This is a genomic window from Janthinobacterium svalbardense (genome assembly GCF_002327145.1).
Taxonomy (GTDB): domain Bacteria; phylum Pseudomonadota; class Gammaproteobacteria; order Burkholderiales; family Burkholderiaceae_D; genus Janthinobacterium; species Janthinobacterium tructae.
The window spans coordinates 1786395-1803982 of the sequence record NZ_CP023422.1 but is presented as its reverse complement, the minus strand read 5'-3'; the positions used below and the strand labels follow the sequence as shown (position 1 = coordinate 1803982).

Annotated in this window: 18 protein-coding genes and 1 pseudogene; 11 read left to right on the top strand and 8 right to left on the bottom strand. The window is 57.9% G+C overall.

Features of this window, described 5'->3' with window-relative positions:
* The first annotated feature begins 79 nt into the window (after positions 1-79).
* The 8 genes and pseudogenes from CNX70_RS07915 (at position 80) to CNX70_RS07885 (ending at position 5836) form a co-directional block, all read left to right on the top strand.
* A complete protein-coding gene (locus CNX70_RS07915; RefSeq protein WP_096234257.1) occupies positions 80-481 on the top strand; it encodes a hypothetical protein in 402 nt (133 codons plus the stop codon).
* A gap of 101 nt (positions 482-582) precedes the next feature.
* Positions 583-936, top strand: coding sequence for a hypothetical protein (locus CNX70_RS28820; RefSeq protein ID WP_035820917.1), 354 nt, complete (start codon positions 583-585; stop codon positions 934-936).
* Positions 926-2739 (top strand): annotated as a pseudogene (locus CNX70_RS07905) (replication endonuclease); the annotation flags it as partial. The gene CNX70_RS28820 and the pseudogene CNX70_RS07905, both read left to right, overlap by 11 nt.
* Positions 2740-2759: 20 nt before the next feature.
* Positions 2760-2912 (top strand): hypothetical protein, encoded by a 153-nt coding sequence (locus tag CNX70_RS28510; RefSeq protein ID WP_167389627.1) that lies wholly within the window; start codon positions 2760-2762, stop codon positions 2910-2912.
* A complete protein-coding gene (locus CNX70_RS07900) occupies positions 2906-3247 on the top strand; it encodes a hypothetical protein (protein WP_096234256.1) in 342 nt (113 codons plus the stop codon). Before CNX70_RS28510 ends, CNX70_RS07900 begins: the two co-directional genes overlap by 7 nt.
* 10 nt (positions 3248-3257) lie before the next feature.
* Positions 3258-3503 carry a hypothetical protein gene (locus tag CNX70_RS07895; protein ID WP_096234255.1) on the top strand — a complete coding sequence of 82 codons (246 nt, stop codon included), beginning with the start codon at positions 3258-3260 and terminating at the stop codon, positions 3501-3503.
* Positions 3500-4225 carry a hypothetical protein gene (locus tag CNX70_RS07890; RefSeq protein ID WP_096234254.1) on the top strand — a complete coding sequence of 242 codons (726 nt, stop codon included), beginning with the start codon at positions 3500-3502 and terminating at the stop codon, positions 4223-4225. The genes CNX70_RS07895 and CNX70_RS07890 overlap by 4 nt, the downstream gene beginning before the upstream one ends.
* 459 nt (positions 4226-4684) lie before the next feature.
* Positions 4685-5836 (top strand): Arm DNA-binding domain-containing protein, encoded by a 1152-nt coding sequence (locus CNX70_RS07885; RefSeq protein WP_096234253.1) that lies wholly within the window; start codon positions 4685-4687, stop codon positions 5834-5836.
* An 86-nt stretch (positions 5837-5922) separates the two neighbouring features.
* Here the strand turns inward: CNX70_RS07885 and CNX70_RS07880 are convergent, their stop codons facing one another.
* Together CNX70_RS07880 and CNX70_RS07875 are read right to left on the bottom strand one after the other, a co-directional pair.
* Positions 5923-7218, bottom strand: a complete 1296-nt coding sequence (locus CNX70_RS07880) for a hypothetical protein (RefSeq protein ID WP_096234252.1) — start codon at positions 7216-7218, stop codon at positions 5923-5925.
* A 203-nt stretch (positions 7219-7421) separates the two neighbouring features.
* Positions 7422-8674, bottom strand: a protein-coding gene (locus CNX70_RS07875; RefSeq protein ID WP_244198854.1) for an IS3 family transposase whose coding sequence is annotated in 2 segments (ribosomal slippage) — positions 7422-8395 and positions 8395-8674 — 1254 coding nt in all. Because the reading frame shifts where the segments join, the coding sequence is not laid out codon by codon here.
* Positions 8675-9045: 371 nt separating this feature from the next.
* Between CNX70_RS07875 and CNX70_RS07870 the strand changes: the two genes are divergently transcribed.
* Together CNX70_RS07870 and CNX70_RS07865 are read left to right on the top strand one after the other, a co-directional pair.
* The gene (locus tag CNX70_RS07870; protein ID WP_096234251.1) at positions 9046-9348 is read left to right on the top strand and encodes an HNH endonuclease; all 303 of its coding nucleotides are present in this window, start codon (positions 9046-9048) and stop codon (positions 9346-9348) included.
* A 441-nt stretch (positions 9349-9789) separates the two neighbouring features.
* Positions 9790-10311: a GNAT family N-acetyltransferase gene (locus CNX70_RS07865; protein WP_096234250.1), complete on the top strand. Its 522-nt coding sequence runs from the start codon at positions 9790-9792 to the stop codon at positions 10309-10311.
* Positions 10312-10507: 196 nt separating this feature from the next.
* Here CNX70_RS07865 and CNX70_RS07860 read toward each other — a convergent pair whose 3' ends face one another.
* From CNX70_RS07860 to CNX70_RS07850, 3 genes are all read right to left on the bottom strand, one after another.
* Entirely contained in the window at positions 10508-10957 is a 450-nt protein-coding gene (locus CNX70_RS07860; protein ID WP_096234249.1) for an HD domain-containing protein, read from the bottom strand.
* Between the two features lie 2 nt (positions 10958-10959).
* Positions 10960-11805 (bottom strand): hypothetical protein, encoded by an 846-nt coding sequence (locus CNX70_RS07855; protein ID WP_157750944.1) that lies wholly within the window; start codon positions 11803-11805, stop codon positions 10960-10962.
* A 128-nt stretch (positions 11806-11933) separates the two neighbouring features.
* Complete coding sequence (locus tag CNX70_RS07850; protein WP_096234247.1) at positions 11934-13535, bottom strand: sensor domain-containing diguanylate cyclase; 1602 nt, start codon at positions 13533-13535, stop codon at positions 11934-11936.
* Positions 13536-14089: 554 nt separating this feature from the next.
* On the opposite strand from CNX70_RS07850, the gene CNX70_RS07845 reads away from it, so the two are divergent.
* Positions 14090-15244 (top strand): sensor histidine kinase, encoded by a 1155-nt coding sequence (locus CNX70_RS07845; protein ID WP_096234246.1) that lies wholly within the window; start codon positions 14090-14092, stop codon positions 15242-15244.
* 48 nt (positions 15245-15292) lie between these two features.
* Here CNX70_RS07845 and CNX70_RS07840 read toward each other — a convergent pair whose 3' ends face one another.
* The 3 genes from CNX70_RS07840 to CNX70_RS07830 form a co-directional block, all read right to left on the bottom strand.
* Positions 15293-15535: a hypothetical protein gene (locus CNX70_RS07840; protein ID WP_096234245.1), complete on the bottom strand. Its 243-nt coding sequence runs from the start codon at positions 15533-15535 to the stop codon at positions 15293-15295.
* A gap of 129 nt (positions 15536-15664) precedes the next feature.
* Positions 15665-17110, bottom strand: a complete 1446-nt coding sequence (locus CNX70_RS07835) for an ATPase domain-containing protein (protein ID WP_096234244.1) — start codon at positions 17108-17110, stop codon at positions 15665-15667.
* Positions 17107-17523, bottom strand: a complete 417-nt coding sequence (locus tag CNX70_RS07830) for a hypothetical protein (protein ID WP_096234243.1) — start codon at positions 17521-17523, stop codon at positions 17107-17109. The genes CNX70_RS07835 and CNX70_RS07830 overlap by 4 nt, the downstream gene beginning before the upstream one ends.
* Positions 17524-17588: the final 65 nt, after the last annotated feature.

Sequence of the window (17588 nt, the reverse complement as noted above, 5' to 3'; positions counted from 1 at the left end):
AACTCCCCTCTTTTGTTGTGCCCTGCAGCGCTCCCTTTTGAGCGTGCGGGATTCGTTCAACCTGAAATAAGGAAAACCGATGGAAAACACGCTGCACGCCACCAGTCATGCCGACAAATCCATGGCATCAAGCACGATCCGCCCGACCTTGCAAAATTGTATTGTCCCCTTGGCGCCAACGTGTTTTCTGCTGCAAACCGGCGCGGGCATCAGCATTGCGGCGCTGACCGCCCATATCCATGAGATTGCCAAGACCTATCACGCCTACGGCGCTGCCAATCTGACCTTCATTGTCAGCGATACGCGGGCACTGGAACGTGACGGCTTTTTTGCGCCGGCCAAGCAGCGCGCCCTGGTCGGCAAGCTGCCTATCGAAGTGAACTACATTTTTGCCACCGAAGCGGGTGCCCGCCACTGCTGCGGCGCATCGCACACGCTCCCGTACTGGGCGGAACATTATTCCAAGGCAGGAGCACGCTGATGCTGCGCCTGGCCAAAACCTGCGGCATCTGGCTGCTATCGCTCCTGATGGTCATTGCCCCCGACGTGCTGCGGGCCATTGGCTTCATCAAGGACTGATCCATGCCGGCGTCCCTTATCGACAATCACCTCTCCTTCCAGCCTGCCGCCGAGATTTTGGCCGCGCGCGACAAGGATATGCCGACGCCACCAGGCGCCGGGCATGCGCTGGCCGCCATCGCCGAAGCCAAGGCCCAGCTACGCAGCATCAAGCCGCGCAACCTGGCGCCCTTCATGGCCCAGGCGTGGGGATTGTCGCCGCGTGGCGCGCGCCGCTCCGTATTGATCGCCGCCGGCCTGGACGCCGACCGCTGGGAATCGCCCATCCACTCATTTACCGAGGAAGAGCGCATCGAGTTGCGCGCCGCCACCTCTGCCGCTATCCGTGTGTACGAAAGACTGTTGAATGCAATCTAAACAAATCCTGCTGCCTGCCCCGCAGCGTCACGAAGCCTTTTTGCGATCCGCCCAGTTCGCGCCCGAGCTGGCCCGCATCCCCTACAAATGGCGCAACCGTGTCATCACGGCCGCCCTGGCCAAGATGGCCTGGTCGTCTTGGTACAAAGTCTATGAGTCCGTCGCCACCGGCTTTGTGCGCGAGTTCGCCGACCTGTACGTGCCGGCCGGCGTCGACCTGTCGCAAAGCGACGCCGACATCGTGGCCACCGCCGAGCGCGCAGCGGCCGGCGTGACCAAAATGCTGTGGATGGCCGTGTCCGACACGCACGCCCTGCAGATCATGGAAGACGAATGTGCCTCGTATGGCATCGAACTGCCGGAGTTCGACGCGCTGGCCGACACCATCGCCCGCCTGGTGGACGCCCGCTGGTGGCGCCGCCAGTTGCGCAAGCGCGTCAAGCGCGCCTTTGAAGCGGGCAATATCCGCCTGGGCTATGTGAACTATCGCGGCGAACCCTACGCCAGCAACGACGCCGTGCTGTCGCGATTGGCGCAGAACCGTCGCAACGCGGCGGCGCTGGCCGCCACGCTGGTGCAGAACGAGAACGGTCAGCAATTCAGCATTGCCGAGCTGGCCGAGAAAACCACCGCGAACAAAGCCATCCGGCGCGGCGAACTGATGTTGCGCATCAACGGCTTTGAACAGATCGCCCGCGAGTGCGGCGACCAGGGCATCTTCATCACCTGGACGTGCCCATCGCGCTTTCACGCCATGCAGCACAGCGGCAAGGCCAACGACAAGTTCGACGGTTCCACGCCGCGCGAGGCCAATGCCTACCTGGGCAAGATGACGTCGCTGTGCCGTTCCGCGCTGGCGCGCCGTGGCATCGGCCTGTACGGCTTTCGCATCGCCGAGCCGCACCACGATGGCTGCCCGCATTGGCATCTGCTGCTGTTCGTCCGCCCGACTGCGAAATACAAGACGGCCCACCTGCAGGACGTGGCGGGCCGCGCCATCCGCATCATGAAGCGCTACGCCTGGCGCGTGGACCGTGGCGAACCGGGCGCCTTCGCGCGCCGCCTGGACGTGAAACGCATCGACTGGGCCAAGGGCAGCGCCGCCGGCTATATCGCCAAGTACGTGGCCAAGAACATCGATGGCGTGGCCGACCATAAGACCAAAGAGGGCTATGTTGTCACGGCTGACACCGAAGGTGATGTCGAGCTGACGCCATCGGCGCGCGTCGAGTCCTGGGCCGCGTGCTGGGGCATCCGCCAATTCCAGCAATGGGGCGGCGCGCCCGTCACCGTGTGGCGCGAACTACGCCGCATCGAGAAAAGCATGCTCAACGAAGCGCCGGCCGCCATGCGCCGCGCCTGGAATGCCGTGCAAAAGATTGACGGCGAAAAGCGCGCCTGCTGGGCCGAATACTTGCGCGCCCAGGGCGGCGCCCTGGTGCCACGCAAGGAATTGGTCGTCACCTTGGCCAAGGACGAAAAAACCGTCATCGGCCGCTACGGCGAAACCCAGCGCATCACGCCCTACGGCGTGCGCTGCAGCGACCTGATCGGCGTGGTCTTCAAGTCCGTGCGCCATACCTGGACGCCCGTACAGGCCACAGGCGGGCGCGGGGTGGCTGTTGGGGTTGCCGTTCCTCGGACTCGTGTAAATAACTGTACGCAGAACGTTCAAGTCACGCCTGAAACGCTACAGGCGCTGGCGATCCCTGACCTGCCCGACTGGGCAAAACCGAAATTATCAACGCCTGGGCGGCAGTCGATGCCTGTCCATATCCCCGGCTGATCGTTCCCGACACCCCGCCCCAGGAAGGAAATGGCACATGAGCACCTTTGCCGTGATCGTTCGCACGGAAACCGAACGCTTTGAATTTTTTGATGATGCCGCGTCCAGCGGCGACGTGATCGACGCTGCCATCGACCGCTACGGCGTATGCGGCGTTACCGCCAAACTGAAAGGAGCACCGCAATGCTGAACACCCTGACCAATTCGCCGCGGCAAATCGCCCTGGGCGACCGCGTGACATTCGATACCGACGAAGGCTACCAGGCCGGCACCGTCAACGACCTGCGCCGCGACGTGGGCAATGGGGAGCTGCATGCGTGGGTGGAACTGGACCACCAGTGGCCGGGCATGTTCCGTGCGGTGCCGCTGGGCGCGCTTGTATCTATCAAGCCAGCCCAAACTGAACGCCAGCATCTGGCTTGCCTGGCCGGCACCGCATCCATGCAGTTCATCAAGGGCAGCGCATGTGGCAAAACCAGCAAGGCGGACCAGCTCCGCCAATGCAGCAGCTGTGCGACAGCGTGAGGGCAATACGATGAATACCTACAGCACAAGATTTCTTGCGACCTGCCCGAACAATGGCGAACACATCTTATATGACCTGGTAATCGACTCCACGGCTGTCATCATGGTCGAGCACATCGTCACCGCGACCAGAATGATCCGGACCGGCTATCACGAAACTATCGCCGATGCACTGCACAAACAGTTCGGCGGTCGCCAAGTCTTGATGGCGCATCACCACGGCGTCGATATCAAGACCGTTCGGGGTGGTGCATGACGCAGCACTACCATGGCACGCCCATCACGCCGCGCAAGGTTCTGGCCCAGCTCAGGGGGCGTTCGTTCTGCATATCATTCGCTCGACCGGATGACGTGGAGTGGTGCCACGAAAACGGGCAAAGTAACATGCTCGACAATTCGGCATTTTCCATCTGGACGGAGAACATGAAGCGCAAGGCCCGTGGAGAAGCGACTGTCGAGATGGACGGCACTTTTTGGCAGGGATTTTACGCCTGGGCTGAACGCTGGCTAACCTACAAAACGACCTGGGCAGTTATTCCGGACGCGATCATGGGCGATGTCAGCGCTAACGATGCCCTCATTGCGCAGTGGCCGCATGGTCAGCGCGGTGCACCGGTTTGGCACATGCATGAGCCCTTGGATCGCCTCAAGCGCTTGTGTGACGAGTGGGAGCGTGTCTGCATCGGATCGTCAGCACAGTTTCGTGTGGTCGGCGCCGCGAACTGGCATCACCGCATGACGGAAGCGATGAACGCGATATGTCAAACCGGCCGTGTACCGAACTGGCTCCACATGCTGCGCGGAATGAATGCCGCGCGTTGGGGCTACCCATTTGCCAGCGTTGACAGCACCGATATTGCCCGCAACCACAACCGGAAAAACAATCCGCGCGAGATGGCCGAGATATGGGATGGCATTCAATGTTCACCGTTCTGGGATCGCAAGTACGTGCAGGCTGACCTGCTGTATGCAGCATAAGACGTTCAAAACGAAAGAGAAAAATGGACCAATACAAAGAATTCTGCCGGCTGCGCGACTACCGCAAGCCTGGCGTCGAAGTTCCCCAGCACACCGAGGCAGAAGCGTTCGCACTATCGATAGGTGCATTTTCCCAAAATACTGAACGCGTAAAGGCAACTAGCCCTGCATCGCGCCAGCATCGTCACTCATGTGATCGCTGCGGTTCGGTTATGGCAGAGCCATCGGACTTGTACGAAATGTCCGTCGACCTTTCGTGTGATGCATGTTTGACAGACGCTGAGCGGAGGTAGGAAAAAAAATGCTCCGATACATGACGATACCGAAATTCTCCATCGAATCCGGCTATACGCCCGACGCGATCAGAACAAAGATCCGGGACGGGATCTGGCCGAAGGACGCCGTCTGGATCAAGGCGCCAGACAATCGAATTTTAATTGACGTGAAAGGGTATGAATCATGGGTAGAGACGGGCGAGGTGTTAAAGCTGCATCGGAAAGCAGCATCGAAATCACCTTCATGTATCGCGGCACCAGGTGCCGGGAAAGGATCGCGCTCAAGCCCACCTCCGCTAACCTGAAACGGGCGGAGAACCATCGAGCGGCGATCCTGCACGCGATTGCCACCAACAGCTTTGACTACACGGCCACCTTTCCGCAATCGTCCAATGCCGCCAAGTTTGCCGACCAGGTCGGCGACGTGCAGACCATCGAGGCGTTTCTGGACAAGTGGCTCGACAGACAAAAAAAGCACCTCAAGGCCAGCACGTACAACGGCTATCGCAAGATCGTCGTTGGCCAGCTGATCCCCTGGTTCGGCACCATCATGCTGTCGGCTCTGCGCAAGAAAGACGTGCGGGCGAAGATGGAGCCCATGAACGCAACTAACAAGACCATGGCGAACATCCAGAGCGTGCTGCGCAAGGCGCTTGACGACGCGATAGAGGACGAGCTGATCGAGGTCAATCCGCTGGCGCGCTGGTGTTACTCCAAGGTGGAGGCGCCGCAGTCAAAGGACGATATCGACCCGTTCACGAAGGAGGAGCAGGCCGCGATCCTCACACACGCAACCGGCCAGGGGCGCAACCTGCTGCAGTTTGCGTTCTGGACCGGCTTGCGCACGTCCGAGCTGGTGGCCCTGGACTGGGCCGACGTCGACTTCGTGCGTGGCGTCGTGATGGTGACGCGTGCCCTCACACAACACTCCAAGGCAGCAGAAAGCACCAAGACAAACGCAGGCCGCCGCGAAGTCAAGCTGCTCGAGCGCGCTATGCATGCGCTGCTGGAGCAAAAGACATTCACTTGGACGAAGGGCGAAGAAGTTTTTCAAAATCCGCGCCTGGAACGGCGCTGGGAGGGGGACCAGCCGATCCGCAAGACATTATGGACAGGCATCCTGCAAAACGCTGGCGTGCGGTATCGTAACCCTTATCAAACGCGGCACACCTATGCCAGCATGATGCTGTCGGCCGGGGAGCACCCGATGTGGGTTGCAAAGCAGATGGGGCATGCTGACTGGACGATGATTGCTAGGATATACGGGCGATGGATGCCTGATGCGGATTTAGCTGCTGGTTCAAGAGCAGAATCTATTTTTGGAAAAGAGAATTAGAAATACTATTTCTATCATTATGAAATTGGCGCCAAAATAAAAATAATAATTATTTATTATTATTATAGAAAACTGGCGCCACCTCCTCAGGCAGGCACTGTCCAATTTGGAAAATTCTTTTCCTCGACTCCTGCGTTTCTCATAATTTCTGTGTAGGCGTCAACAAAATCCTCCCGAGATAAAATTTCTTGCGCAAAATCATATAAATTCTGCCACGTTTTATACTCACCCCATTCGATCAGCTCAATGACATCTTTTATATACTGATAAACATCTTCACTCGTTCTATTTGGATCATATGGAAGCTCGTAAAAATCCTTTCCATTATGCACCAACTTGTTACGTACTTCGGCGTACAACTCTGAATAACGAACAAGAGTCTTCTTGAATATACCCACATTACCATGCGATATTAATGCTGAAATATATGTGCGATGCTTCCAACCTATCCATTTGCTCTTTGGCTGCGTTAATGCATCAAGAACAAATATTAGATTTAGAAACTTTGATTCACTACCTGAGGAGTAAAATGATTGTCTGCAACCTCGCACTGCATTCTTTGCCGCCAACTCCAATTCGTTAGCGGTATTTTCAAATGCATTAACCAAAACACTTTCACCAGCCATCTGGCCACGTTCCAACTCTGGCCCTAACCAATTGTTCCGTGAGGAAATTGGCCGACTTATGCCTGTCAATGACACCGGTTTTAGATGAGCCTTCCCCATTGGTATGATTTCGATATCATAGAATCCGTCATGTTTTTGCCCTGCTGGATCAGGTGTAAATTCGGGCTTTGCGAATGAGCTAAATTTAAATCGAATAATATCCATTGCCTGTTCGGCCAGAGACAAACATTTTTCAATGACAGAGTCATTATGCGAAACCGATGAGTTAATTTTCAATACATCGGAATACAAAATATCAGTCTCAAACTCCAAATATTCCCCTTCAATATCACTCAATCTATCGCCAGGATTTTCATCGAATTGACGTCTGCAAACAAATCTAAACTTCCCTATCTCAAAAGATTCCTCAATCTTAACGCATTCCAAAGGAACCATTACAATACATTTCACTACTTCATTTGACACCAGTTCTGCGAGTGCCAAATTTGAATTTTTCACAGAGCTGATTTTCAAGTCAAGCCAAGGAAATGCCGTACAAAAGTCCCTAAAAATAGTATCATCATTTGGCAAAACCTTACTAGAACCGGCGTTAAACGTTACCCCATCGCCTTCAGGAAATGCGCTCACCCAATATCCCATGCTTCTGATTACCATCAGCGACTGATTAATCTGTTCCATTTTTCCAACGCATTCAGCGTTATTCCAAAGTATATTCCCAGAATAATTATCATATGGAAAAAGAATTTTTGCTTTCATACACCCTCTATACGTAGTTGGCACTTCATCTAAGCAAAAAGTATCGCACAGTCCCCTTCCGCTCTTGACAACATTTTGACAGCATTTTTCCTTGAAGTCGCAAAAATACTACGTTTACGGTAGGTTCGATTCCCGCCGTCCCACCACTGAATAAATAAAAGGGCTAAAGTGGATCCATCAGTCAAGACACTTTGCCGACTAATTTAAGCTGTGCCCGTTTCCACTGCTTCAGCTGCCCGGCGCTGACCCGTATTGCTCTTTTCCTGTGACTTTTTATCGTCGTCACCGAACCGGTCGACGATCAGCGCACCGCCGCCGACGCCGTCGCGGTAGACTTGGTCGGGCGTCTGGTAGCTGAGCGACTGGTGCGGTCGCTCGGCGTTATAGAACGCGAAATACTGCGCCAGGCCCACCATCAATTCCGCCATATTGGCGTACCCCTTCAGGTACACATCCTCGTACTTCACGTTGCGCCACAGCCGCTCGACGAAGATGTTGTCCAGCGCTCGTCCACGCCCGTCCATGCTGATGGCGACGCCTTCGCGCTTGAGCACATCGGTGAAAGCCGTGCTGGTGAACTGCGAACCTTGATCGCTGTTGAACACCTCAGGCCTTCCATGGCGGCGCACGGCATCGTCCAGGCAGTCCACGCAGAACGACGCGTCCATGCTGTTGCTGATGCGCCAAGACAGCACCTTGCGGCTGTACCAGTCGATGATTGCCACCAGATACGCGAAGCCCCGCGCCAATCGAATGTAAGTGATATCTGTCGACCACACCTGGTTCGGCCGCGTCACCGGCACGCCGCGCAACAGGTACGGATAAACCTTGTGCAGAGGATGCGCACGGCTCGTGTTAGGCCCCGGCGCCATACCCGCCAAGCCCATGCCGCGCATCAGGCGCTGCACGCGCTTGCGGTTGACCACGTAGCCGGCCACACGCAAGGACACAACCATCCGCCTGCTGCCATAAAAAGGCCGGCTGGTGTATTCCTCGTCGATCAGCGTGCGCAGCTGCAGGTCGCTCTCGTCTTCACATGCCTGCCTGGATGCAGCGTCGATCTGCCGGTACACCGTCGCGCGCGGCACGCTTGCCAGCTCGCATTGGCGCGTCACGGGCAGCTTCTCGTGCCCGGTTTCGATCCAGCCCAAGCGCTCCTCCCGGCTCACGGCCCCAGCTTTTTTTTAAGCCAATCCACTTCCATCTTCAGCCGACCGATCTCACCGTACAGCTTATCCTCGGGGCTGCTTTCATCGATCGGCTTGGGGCCGCGCTTGGTGTCGAACAGCACCCCCGCGTTCTCCAGGATTTCCTTTTTCCACTGTCCCACCAGCACCGGATGCACGCCGAACTCTTGCGCGATCTCCGTCACCGTCTTGACACCGCGAACGGCCTCCAGACCGACCTTGGCCTTGAACTCAGCCGTGTGTACCCGACGTTTTTTTCCTTCACTCATTTGCTGTCATCCCTTTCGCGGACCACAGCTTAAACCATCGTCTCAGATTCGGGATCCACTATAGGCTTCCCCGTTTTGGCGGGGAGGCCCTTTTTATTTATTCAACGCATGCAGAGCGCGGGCAGCGCATCCGCGTCCGGTACGGGCGCGGGGGTTTTGCGGGGCCTTCGGCGAGCGCAGCTCGGCGCCGCAAAACCGGGTTGCGCTTGCAAGCGCAACCCTCTCCGATTCGTCTGACTGGCTCTTGCGCCGCAGGCGGTTTTTCCTAACGACAACCTTAGCGGCTCAGGCTGTATACGAATGCCGGGCCTCGCTCTGTGTCAGGAGCCAATGATATAGTGCCGGGAATGTATTCACTGAAGGAAACCAACATGAAAAACGACGCAACCGCTCGCCCGCAAGCAAACCAAGCACCTGCCAGACTCAGCAAAGGGGACTTCGTCACGGCACTACGCAAGCAGTTGCAAGAAGCAGCAAAGGCCGGTGAAACCAGCGTGGACGTACGCGCTGCGACCCTGCACTCCGACGTTGGCGTTTATCCCGCGCGCGGCCACTCGATGCCGACCTGTTGCACGGTAATGTATGAAGAGATGCAGCCGGGTGACGAGATACTGCTGACGCCACCCGGCGGCAAAGGACCTACGCTGCTGGTACGGTATAAATTCCCGCGCTGAGATTCGCGGTCTTAAGTACTAGTGGCAATTCAGAGCGCTAATCGGCTCCGTGCGCTTCCTCTGTGTTGAAAAAGTTGAGTGGCAACAATTTCGGGAGGCCTCAGATCTCCAGCCTGCCGGTGATCGGTCACTAGCGACGGCACTAGCCAGTCCAGGCTGGCAGGAATTCTATCTACAGCTCAACGTACCCGCGTTTTTCAACACAATAGTCCGACAGCTGCCGTTGCGGGTTAATCGTCTGTATTTTGCGGTGAGCGCAACCCTCCGACTCTTCTGACTCGGTTTTGCGCCGCAGGCGGTTTTTCCTAATGCCAACCTCCGCAGCTTCTCAGGAAGCAACATAAAATCCGTTCACTGCAGGACTCGGGCAATAGGGAACCCACGGAATGATGCAATTTACAATATCATTGCCTCTCCCATTTCTGACTAAATCGAAAGCATATGATTAATATCCGTGAGGCTGAAATCACAGACCTGCGCGCTCTACAAGAAATCGGCTGCCAGACCTATCGCGAGCATTTTTCGGATATTTGGTCCGCTACCGGAATATCAGATTTCCTGAATCAAGATTTTTCTCCCAGCACGCTTGAAAATTCGCTCAATTCATTGAAGCAAGTCTGGCTTGTCGCTTCCGACGAAAGCGGAAAAGTCGTCGGCTTCGCCAAGGTCAACTTGTCAAAGCCGGCGCCTATCAGCGGCGAGGTGGGCCTGGAACTGCAGAAGATATACTTCCTCAAATCCGAGGCTGGGCGCGGTTATGGAAAGCAGCTTTTGAGCTACATTCACGATCTGGCGCTAGAGCGCAGGGAGAGCTTGATATGGTTAGATGTGCTCAAAACCAACTTAAGTGCTCGCCGCTTCTACGCGAAACAGGGTTTTCAAGAGCGCGGTGAAATCCCCTTCCAAACAGACAAAGTTGCAATTGGAATGGTAGTCATGGTCTGCCAACTGCCAATGACGTGACGCCTCAGCTCGCGTGCACTACATACCGGTATGAGCCTCAGAAAACAAGGCAGCGGTTCCAATGCCGGGTTATACGAATCGGCGCCCAGGCGCAGCAAGAAGTACCCCGGCCAACGACAGGGTAGCTATGCGGCGATAGTGCTTGCAGGTGCCGGGATCAGGCCTTCCATTCGGATACGATCCCGACATTCCAGAATCATTGCTGCGACATTAATCGCTTGATCGCCCGCCGATACTTCTCCACCCGCTCCAGATCCTTTTGCATCGGCGCCCCTATCCTCGACAAATCGCTGTTTTCCGCCAGATCAGCCAGCTTGACGGCCTTGCCGACCGGGTCCAGGGCCGCGCGAGCGATGAACGCTTCGTACGACTCGCCCTCGATCCTCGTCACGGCGCGCACGCCGTCGATGACTTCTTGCGAAAACCCTTCGCGTGCCAGGTCGTCGAAGGTGATTTTTCCATCGCTGTCTTCCACTACATCATGCAGCACGGCGACAATCTGCTGGGCACCAGGGGCGACGCGCAGCATGACGCGCAAGGGGTGGAGTATGTACGGCGCGCCGCCCTTGTCCGTCTGGCCGGCATGGGTGGCGGCGGCGATTTCAATCGCGCGCTCCAGGGTGGCGCGTCTTGCGTGTTCAGTCATCTTCACTCCACTTTGATTGGTGACCCCGTTGCCCGCCAGCTGCGGCGCTGCAAGTGGCACACGCTCGTACACAGCAAGGCTGGCAACAATAAATTGAGGACCGGTATGAGCATCAGCAAACACAGCAGCAGACCCAAGGCAAAGATCGCCGGGCGCTGCTCGCGGCGCAACGCCGTTTGTTGTTCCACGCTGAGCACCTCTGCGGCCGCCGCGCCGTAGATCATTTGCACATTCCAGGCCAGCAAGTACGAGATCAGCACACACATCGCCCACACGGGGATCAGCAGGGAAAGCAGCAGCAACAGGCGCCGCCGCCAAGCGGGGCGCGCGGCGGATGCATCCTGGCTGGCTGGCGCTTGCCAGGCAACATAGCGGCGCGCCACCACGGCCTTGGCGCGCTCCAGCAACAACCAGCGCAGCGGCAAGCGCGCCGTACCGATGGCGCCGACGATAAAGACCATCACATAGAAAAAAGCAGCCAGCGCCAGCAGCGCCAGGGCGATCTGGCCGATCGACAGCAGGGCCTTGGCGGCGCTGCCCAGGCCGCCGGCGATATTGCCCATCTGCGAGACGGTGGCAGGCCCGTTGGCGAGTGTCCCGACGCCATCCATCACGCCCAGGCCCAGCAAGCCGGTGACGGACACCAGCGCCAGCATGGCGCTCAGTTCGACAAAGAAACGGCCGAAGCAGCTATACAGTCCCAGCCACAGCGCCACGACCGCCATGCACCACAGCGCGGAGCGCCACCACAAGCCCGCATGACGCGCATCGCGCAGTCCCAGGCCGATACACGTGAAGGCTTCCCGCCAGGCCAGCAGCCAGGTTTGCAATGTTTGTGTCACGCTCAAGCGTACTCCGCAATGAAGGGGCGGATACGTCGATCCGTATGTTGCCGATTGTACATGGACGACGCTGGCATACGCGCCACTCAGGACGCAGCACAAAGCTGACGGCGGCCCTCAGCATTCAAAAATCGCTATCGAAACGCAAAAACAGTCGCAAGCTGCTCGGCAGGCTCGCATGCAGACTCATAGCAGACCTGGTTTCTGCCGGCTGCCTTGGCCTTGTACAAGGCCTTATCAGCGAGCTCAACCAACTCGACTGCCTGGTTTTCCAGATGCGACGGCATAAAAGCCGCCACGCCGACGCTGACCGTCACCACGCCAAGAGGATTGCCCCGATGTTCGATTCCCAGCGATTGCACGGCATGGCGAACGCTTTCCGCCACCGCCAATGCGCCCGCCAGATCAGTACCGGGCAATAAAATGACCAATTCCTCGCCACCATAGCGCGCAGCAAGGTCGCCCGGTCTGCGCATGCTGTAAGCCACCACTTTGCCAATTTTTCTCAGGCACTCGTCGCCGGCCACATGGCCATAGATATCGTTGTATTGTTTAAAGAAGTCGACATCGATCAAGACCAGTCCCAGAGTACTTTCTTCGCGCTGCGCACGGCTGAACTCGGCGCTTAGCGACTGATCGAAATGGCGCCGGTTCGCCAGCCCCATCAATCCATCCTGGTTGGCAAGGCGGGCCAGGGTTTCATTGATCAATTCCAGCTCATTACGCGCCGCGACCAGCCCCGCCTCGCTCTTGACCCGCAAATCGATTTGCCGTACCCCGCGGTAGCCGATGAAGGCAATCAGCAATACCAGTACGCCACCGACGGCGTGTTGTATCACCGTATCGAGGAGCCACGCAGCGAGCTCTTCATCCTGTGACAACGCGGCAGAGACCACCAACGGGTATTCCTCGATTCTGCGGTAGCTATTGATACGCGTCACGCCATCGACGCGCGACTTGATCACGGCCGTGCCAACCGGGCTTTTGGGCAAATAATCATGAAATACCGGGAATTGCGAAATATCGCGTCCCAGCAAGCTCTCATCGAACGGCCGCCGCAATAAAAGAATGCCCGCTCCATTCGCAATGAAAATAGCCCCCTTATCACCTATCGAAAAACGTTCGTAAAACAGCCTGAAATAATTCATGTGGATGGTCGCCAGCGCCACGCCGCCGAAACTGCCGTCAGGCATATTGATCCGCCGCGATACCGTGACGATCCAGTCCCCGGTCGATTTGCTGCGCACGGGCGGGCCGACATAAGGCCCCCGGTCATCATGCGTTCGATGGTATTTGAAATAATCTCGATCGGAATTATTCAGATTTCTCAACAGCGTTTTCTGGGAGTTCACCAGCCAGCTGCCATCCTTGGCATAAATGAAGATGCCGTGTAACTGGGGCAGCTCGCCGACACGGGTGACCAGCAATTTATGGATACGCTCCAGTTCAAGGTCGGAGACACCATCTGCCTCCACCCGCTCCACCAGTCCGACCAGCACCGTATCGGCCTCCTTGATGGTGTCATAGGCATGCTGCGCAACGGATTGCGCCAGATTGGCGCTTTCACGCGCCGCTTCATTGAGCTGCACTTCCCGGGCACGCAAGGTCATCCATAACTGGAGCGCCAGCAGCGACAGGCACACCAGCACGACAAATGAGATGGCCAGCGGCAACAAGTGGAAAACCCGGAAACCCGCTCCCGGCAGTCGTGGCGGCAGGCTGCGTGACCTGGTCATGGATTAACTCCCGGTTTGATATCGAGTGAAGTGTGCACGAAATAGGCAGCAACATATTCACACATCGTCACAAAAGATATAAAAAAGCTACCGCGACACTTGCCGGGCAACGTGTTCTTTCCACCATGGCGGCGGTGAATCCTGTTCCAGCCCGCAATTGTTTGCGATACCGCAATTCCAGCTGGAACGGAGTCAAAGGGGAATTGGCACGGGAACTGTTTGCCCAGCTCGGCCCCGATGTGAAACAGGAGAAGGCATGCAGTTCCTCGGCGCACTACCGTGAGCGGCGCAGGGGGGATATTACCTGCGTTCATACAGCCGCATACGAATGCTATTTCGGACTCGACCTGCGTACCGGAAAAGGGATGTATGGAGCCCGGGCGCTGCCTGGCGCAGCTAAAACCAAGGCCGCCTCATTGTACCGGCGCATAGCCAGCCGAATTCTTCCGCCTGAGCGACTCTACCTGCATATGACACCCGGAGCAGGCCCAATCCCCCATCCCTCACCGCAACAGCGTACACTGGCCCCTCTTCCATCACCGCATTGGTCCACAGTGAAACTATCGCGCTTTATTACCGGCCATCTGGAGCCGATCCTGGAAGAGTGGGAACTCTTCGCCAGGTCGCTTCCCATTCCTGGTGCCACCATCTCGAAAGCCGAATTACGCGATCATGCGAAGCAGATGCTGGAAACCATCGTGCGCGACATGGATGTCATCGAGAACGCGGCGCAGCGGAAAAAGAAATCGACCACGGGCGTGTCGGAAATAGCGGGCAAGGAAACGGCAGCGGCCACGCACGGCTCGCTGCGCCAGCAGATCGGCTTTACGATGCCGCAGCTGACGGCGGAATTTCGCGCGATGCGGGCCAGCGTTCTGCGCCTGTGGATGGCACAGGTGTCGGTGACGACGAAAACGGCGACGCAAGACATCTTGCGCTTCAATGAAGCGATAGACCAGGCGCTGCAGGAATCGGCCATACGCTATTCGCAGCAGAGCGACCGCACCCGCAATACCTTTCTCGCCATCCTCAGCCACGATCTGCGCAGTCCGCTGAGCACGATGACGATGGCCGGTGCGCTGCTGAGCCGGCCGAGCGCGACCTCTGCTTCCACGGTGCAGATCGGGGCACGGGTTGCCCGCAGCGCGGCCACCATGACAACCATGGTCAACGATCTGCTGGAATTTGCCAGGACGCAGCTGGGGGGACGCATGCCCATTTCGCCCAGCCTGGGCGACCTGGGGGAAATCTGCAAGACAGCCGTCGAGGATGCCTCTGCCGCTCACCCGCAGTGCAAGTTTGAACTGAGCACCACGGGCGAGATGATCGGCGACTTCGATGCGGCCCGCCTGGCCCAGCTGTTTTCCAATTTGCTCAACAATGCTGCGCAATATCGCACCGACGACCAGCCGGTGAGCATCACAGCCTGCGGCGACGCCGATACGGCCGTGGTGCAAGTGAAGAATTTCGGCCGCCAGATCCCGGAGGCGTCGCTGAAGAGCATTTTCGATCCCCTGGTACAGCTGGCCATTTCCGACGATCACAAAGCGCCCAACGCCACCAGTATCGGCCTGGGCCTGTTTATCGCGCGTGAAATCGCCAGCGCGCACGGCGGCACCATCGGCGCCGAGTCCAGCCTGGAATGCGGCACGGTATTTACCGTGCGCCTGCCCAGGGTGTGGCGCAGCGAGGGAGCGAACGGCGGCTAGCCGCGCGCCCTCGGAGAAGACGACCTCCCCTGCAGGGCCGGGGTCGCCTTATCTGCGGCTGAGCGGCACATACTCGCCCGGCAAGCTGGCCGCTTCCAGCGCATCGGCAAAGGCCAGCAAAAACTTCGCCGGGCCATGATCCGACACCAGCAGGGAGGCGCCCTTGTGGCGCAGCAGTTTCAATACTTCCTGCTGGTGCGCCTGGTATTCGCTGGAGTGACCATAAAACGTTTGATACATCTCCAGCGTTTCCATGACTTTCGCGGCCAGGATAAATTCGGGTTTGTCCATCATATCTCCTATTGATCAGCTGGGAAACCCAGAAGACGCATCATCCGTCCCCTTGGGTACAGCCATCACCGTCGGCATGGCCGCACTTCCATCATACGCCTCAACTCAGCCGTCACCAACAGCATGCGTCTAGGCGCGGTACGGCTCGCCCGACAGGATGCCCTGATACTGGCCGAGGGCGCTGCCGACCTTCAGCCCGCCGGCGTCGATGTCGTAGAAGCGGATATCCTTGCTGTGGCCGCTGCCGCGCACCTTCACCACCGATACCACGCGCTTGAACTGGCCTTCGAGCTCGATGTAGCGCTGCATGACGATGGCGTCGGCCAGGAAGGCGTTGCCGTAGGAACTGAAGCGCAGCATGGTGTACTGGTCTTCCAGCTCGGCCGTCATCAGCACCGACACGCCCATGTCCGTCAAGGCCGCCACCAGGCGGTACAGCGATTCGCGGAAATCCTCGCGGAACATCGAGGCCAGCGCCATTTCAAAGCCGGACAGCGAATCGATCACCACGCGCTTGGCCTTCATGCGCGTGATCATGCTCACCAGGTCATGCAGGATTTCATCCAGCGACAGGTCGAGCGTGCGCGTGTTGATCACGCCGATCTGGCCGGAACTGACGAGTGCATTCATCTGATGGCTGAGCAACCGGTTCGGGCTTTTCTCGAAGGCGGCGATCACGCCGGGCTCGCCGCAGCGCACGCCTTCCGTCAGAAACTGCGTGGCCAGCACGGTCTTGCCGGAGCCGGATGGCCCCACCAGCAGCAGTGAGTAACCTGCCGGCAAGCCGCCGCCCATCATGGCATCGAGCTCCGGCACGCCCAGCGACAGGCGCTCATTGCCGGAAATACTGACCTCTTGCATGCCGCTGGTCTTCAGCACGGCACGGGAAAAAATCTGCACCCCATCGTCATTGATGCGGAAGGTGTGCACGCCCAGGCTTTGCGCCTGGCCGCGCATCTTGACCACCTGGATCTTGCGTACCATGGCGTCGCGGTGCACGAGCTGCGACAGCCACAGGATGCCGTCGGCCACCGTGAACACGGCGCTGGACTCGGCCTCGGGCGCCAGGTATTCGCCGATCAGGAAGGTCGTGGCCAGCCAGCTGGTCATTTGCGCACCCAGTTGCTGCACGAAATTCTGCAAGCCGGCCGGGCCCACGTCCATGGCCTTGGCCGATTGCACCACGGAGCGGAAGGAATCGACGAAGACGAGGCTGGGCGAGAACGCCTCGACCTCTTCAGCGATGCGCGCCAGCACGCGGTCGAAATCGCCTTCCAGCAAGTCAGCCGACAGATTGACGAACTTGATCGACTGGTTGATCTTTTCTACATCGAAGAAGGGAAACTGCTGCTGATAGCGCAGCATCTTCAGCGGCGGCTCGCCCAAGACTGTGAAAAACAGCGCCCTGCGCTCGGGCGTGGCGAGGGAAAACATGATCTGGTGCGCCAGCGTCGTCTTGCCGCTGCCGGGCGTGCCCGCCACCAGGTTGAAGGAAAATTCAGGTATTCCGCCGCCCAGCAGTTCGTCCAACCCCGGCACGCCAGTGGCCAGGCGGTGGATGGTGACTTTGTTCATTCGTTCGGCTCCGTTCCAGCATTATTCACAACGTCATCACCCCAGGCTTTGAGGAGGATGCTATTCGTTAAGAGTTCGCCAACTAGTAAAATAAGGGTATTGATGAAGTGCATCATCATCGCCGTGCTTGCCGCGCAGGCGGCGCTGTCCGCCTGTCCCTGCAAGCTGGCGCGCAAGGCGGTCATGGCAGCTGCCAGCGCTTGCGGCGGATGGGGTGTCAACCAGCTGAACTGTTTCTGACTCTGGTGCAGGCTGCGGGCATACATCGACTCCACGCCCCGCTCACCTATGATCTGATTCAATTCAGTGGCCAGTTGCTCCCACAGGCGAATACTGACCTCTACCACCGCACCTGGGTCGCGTAACAGCGCGTGCTCTATCCTGCGCTGCCGCTGTTCATGGACTGTGGCCATAATCGGATCTTTTCTCTGCGGTTTTCGGTGCATGGAGCATGTTAAACAAAAGCATCAGGACTTCC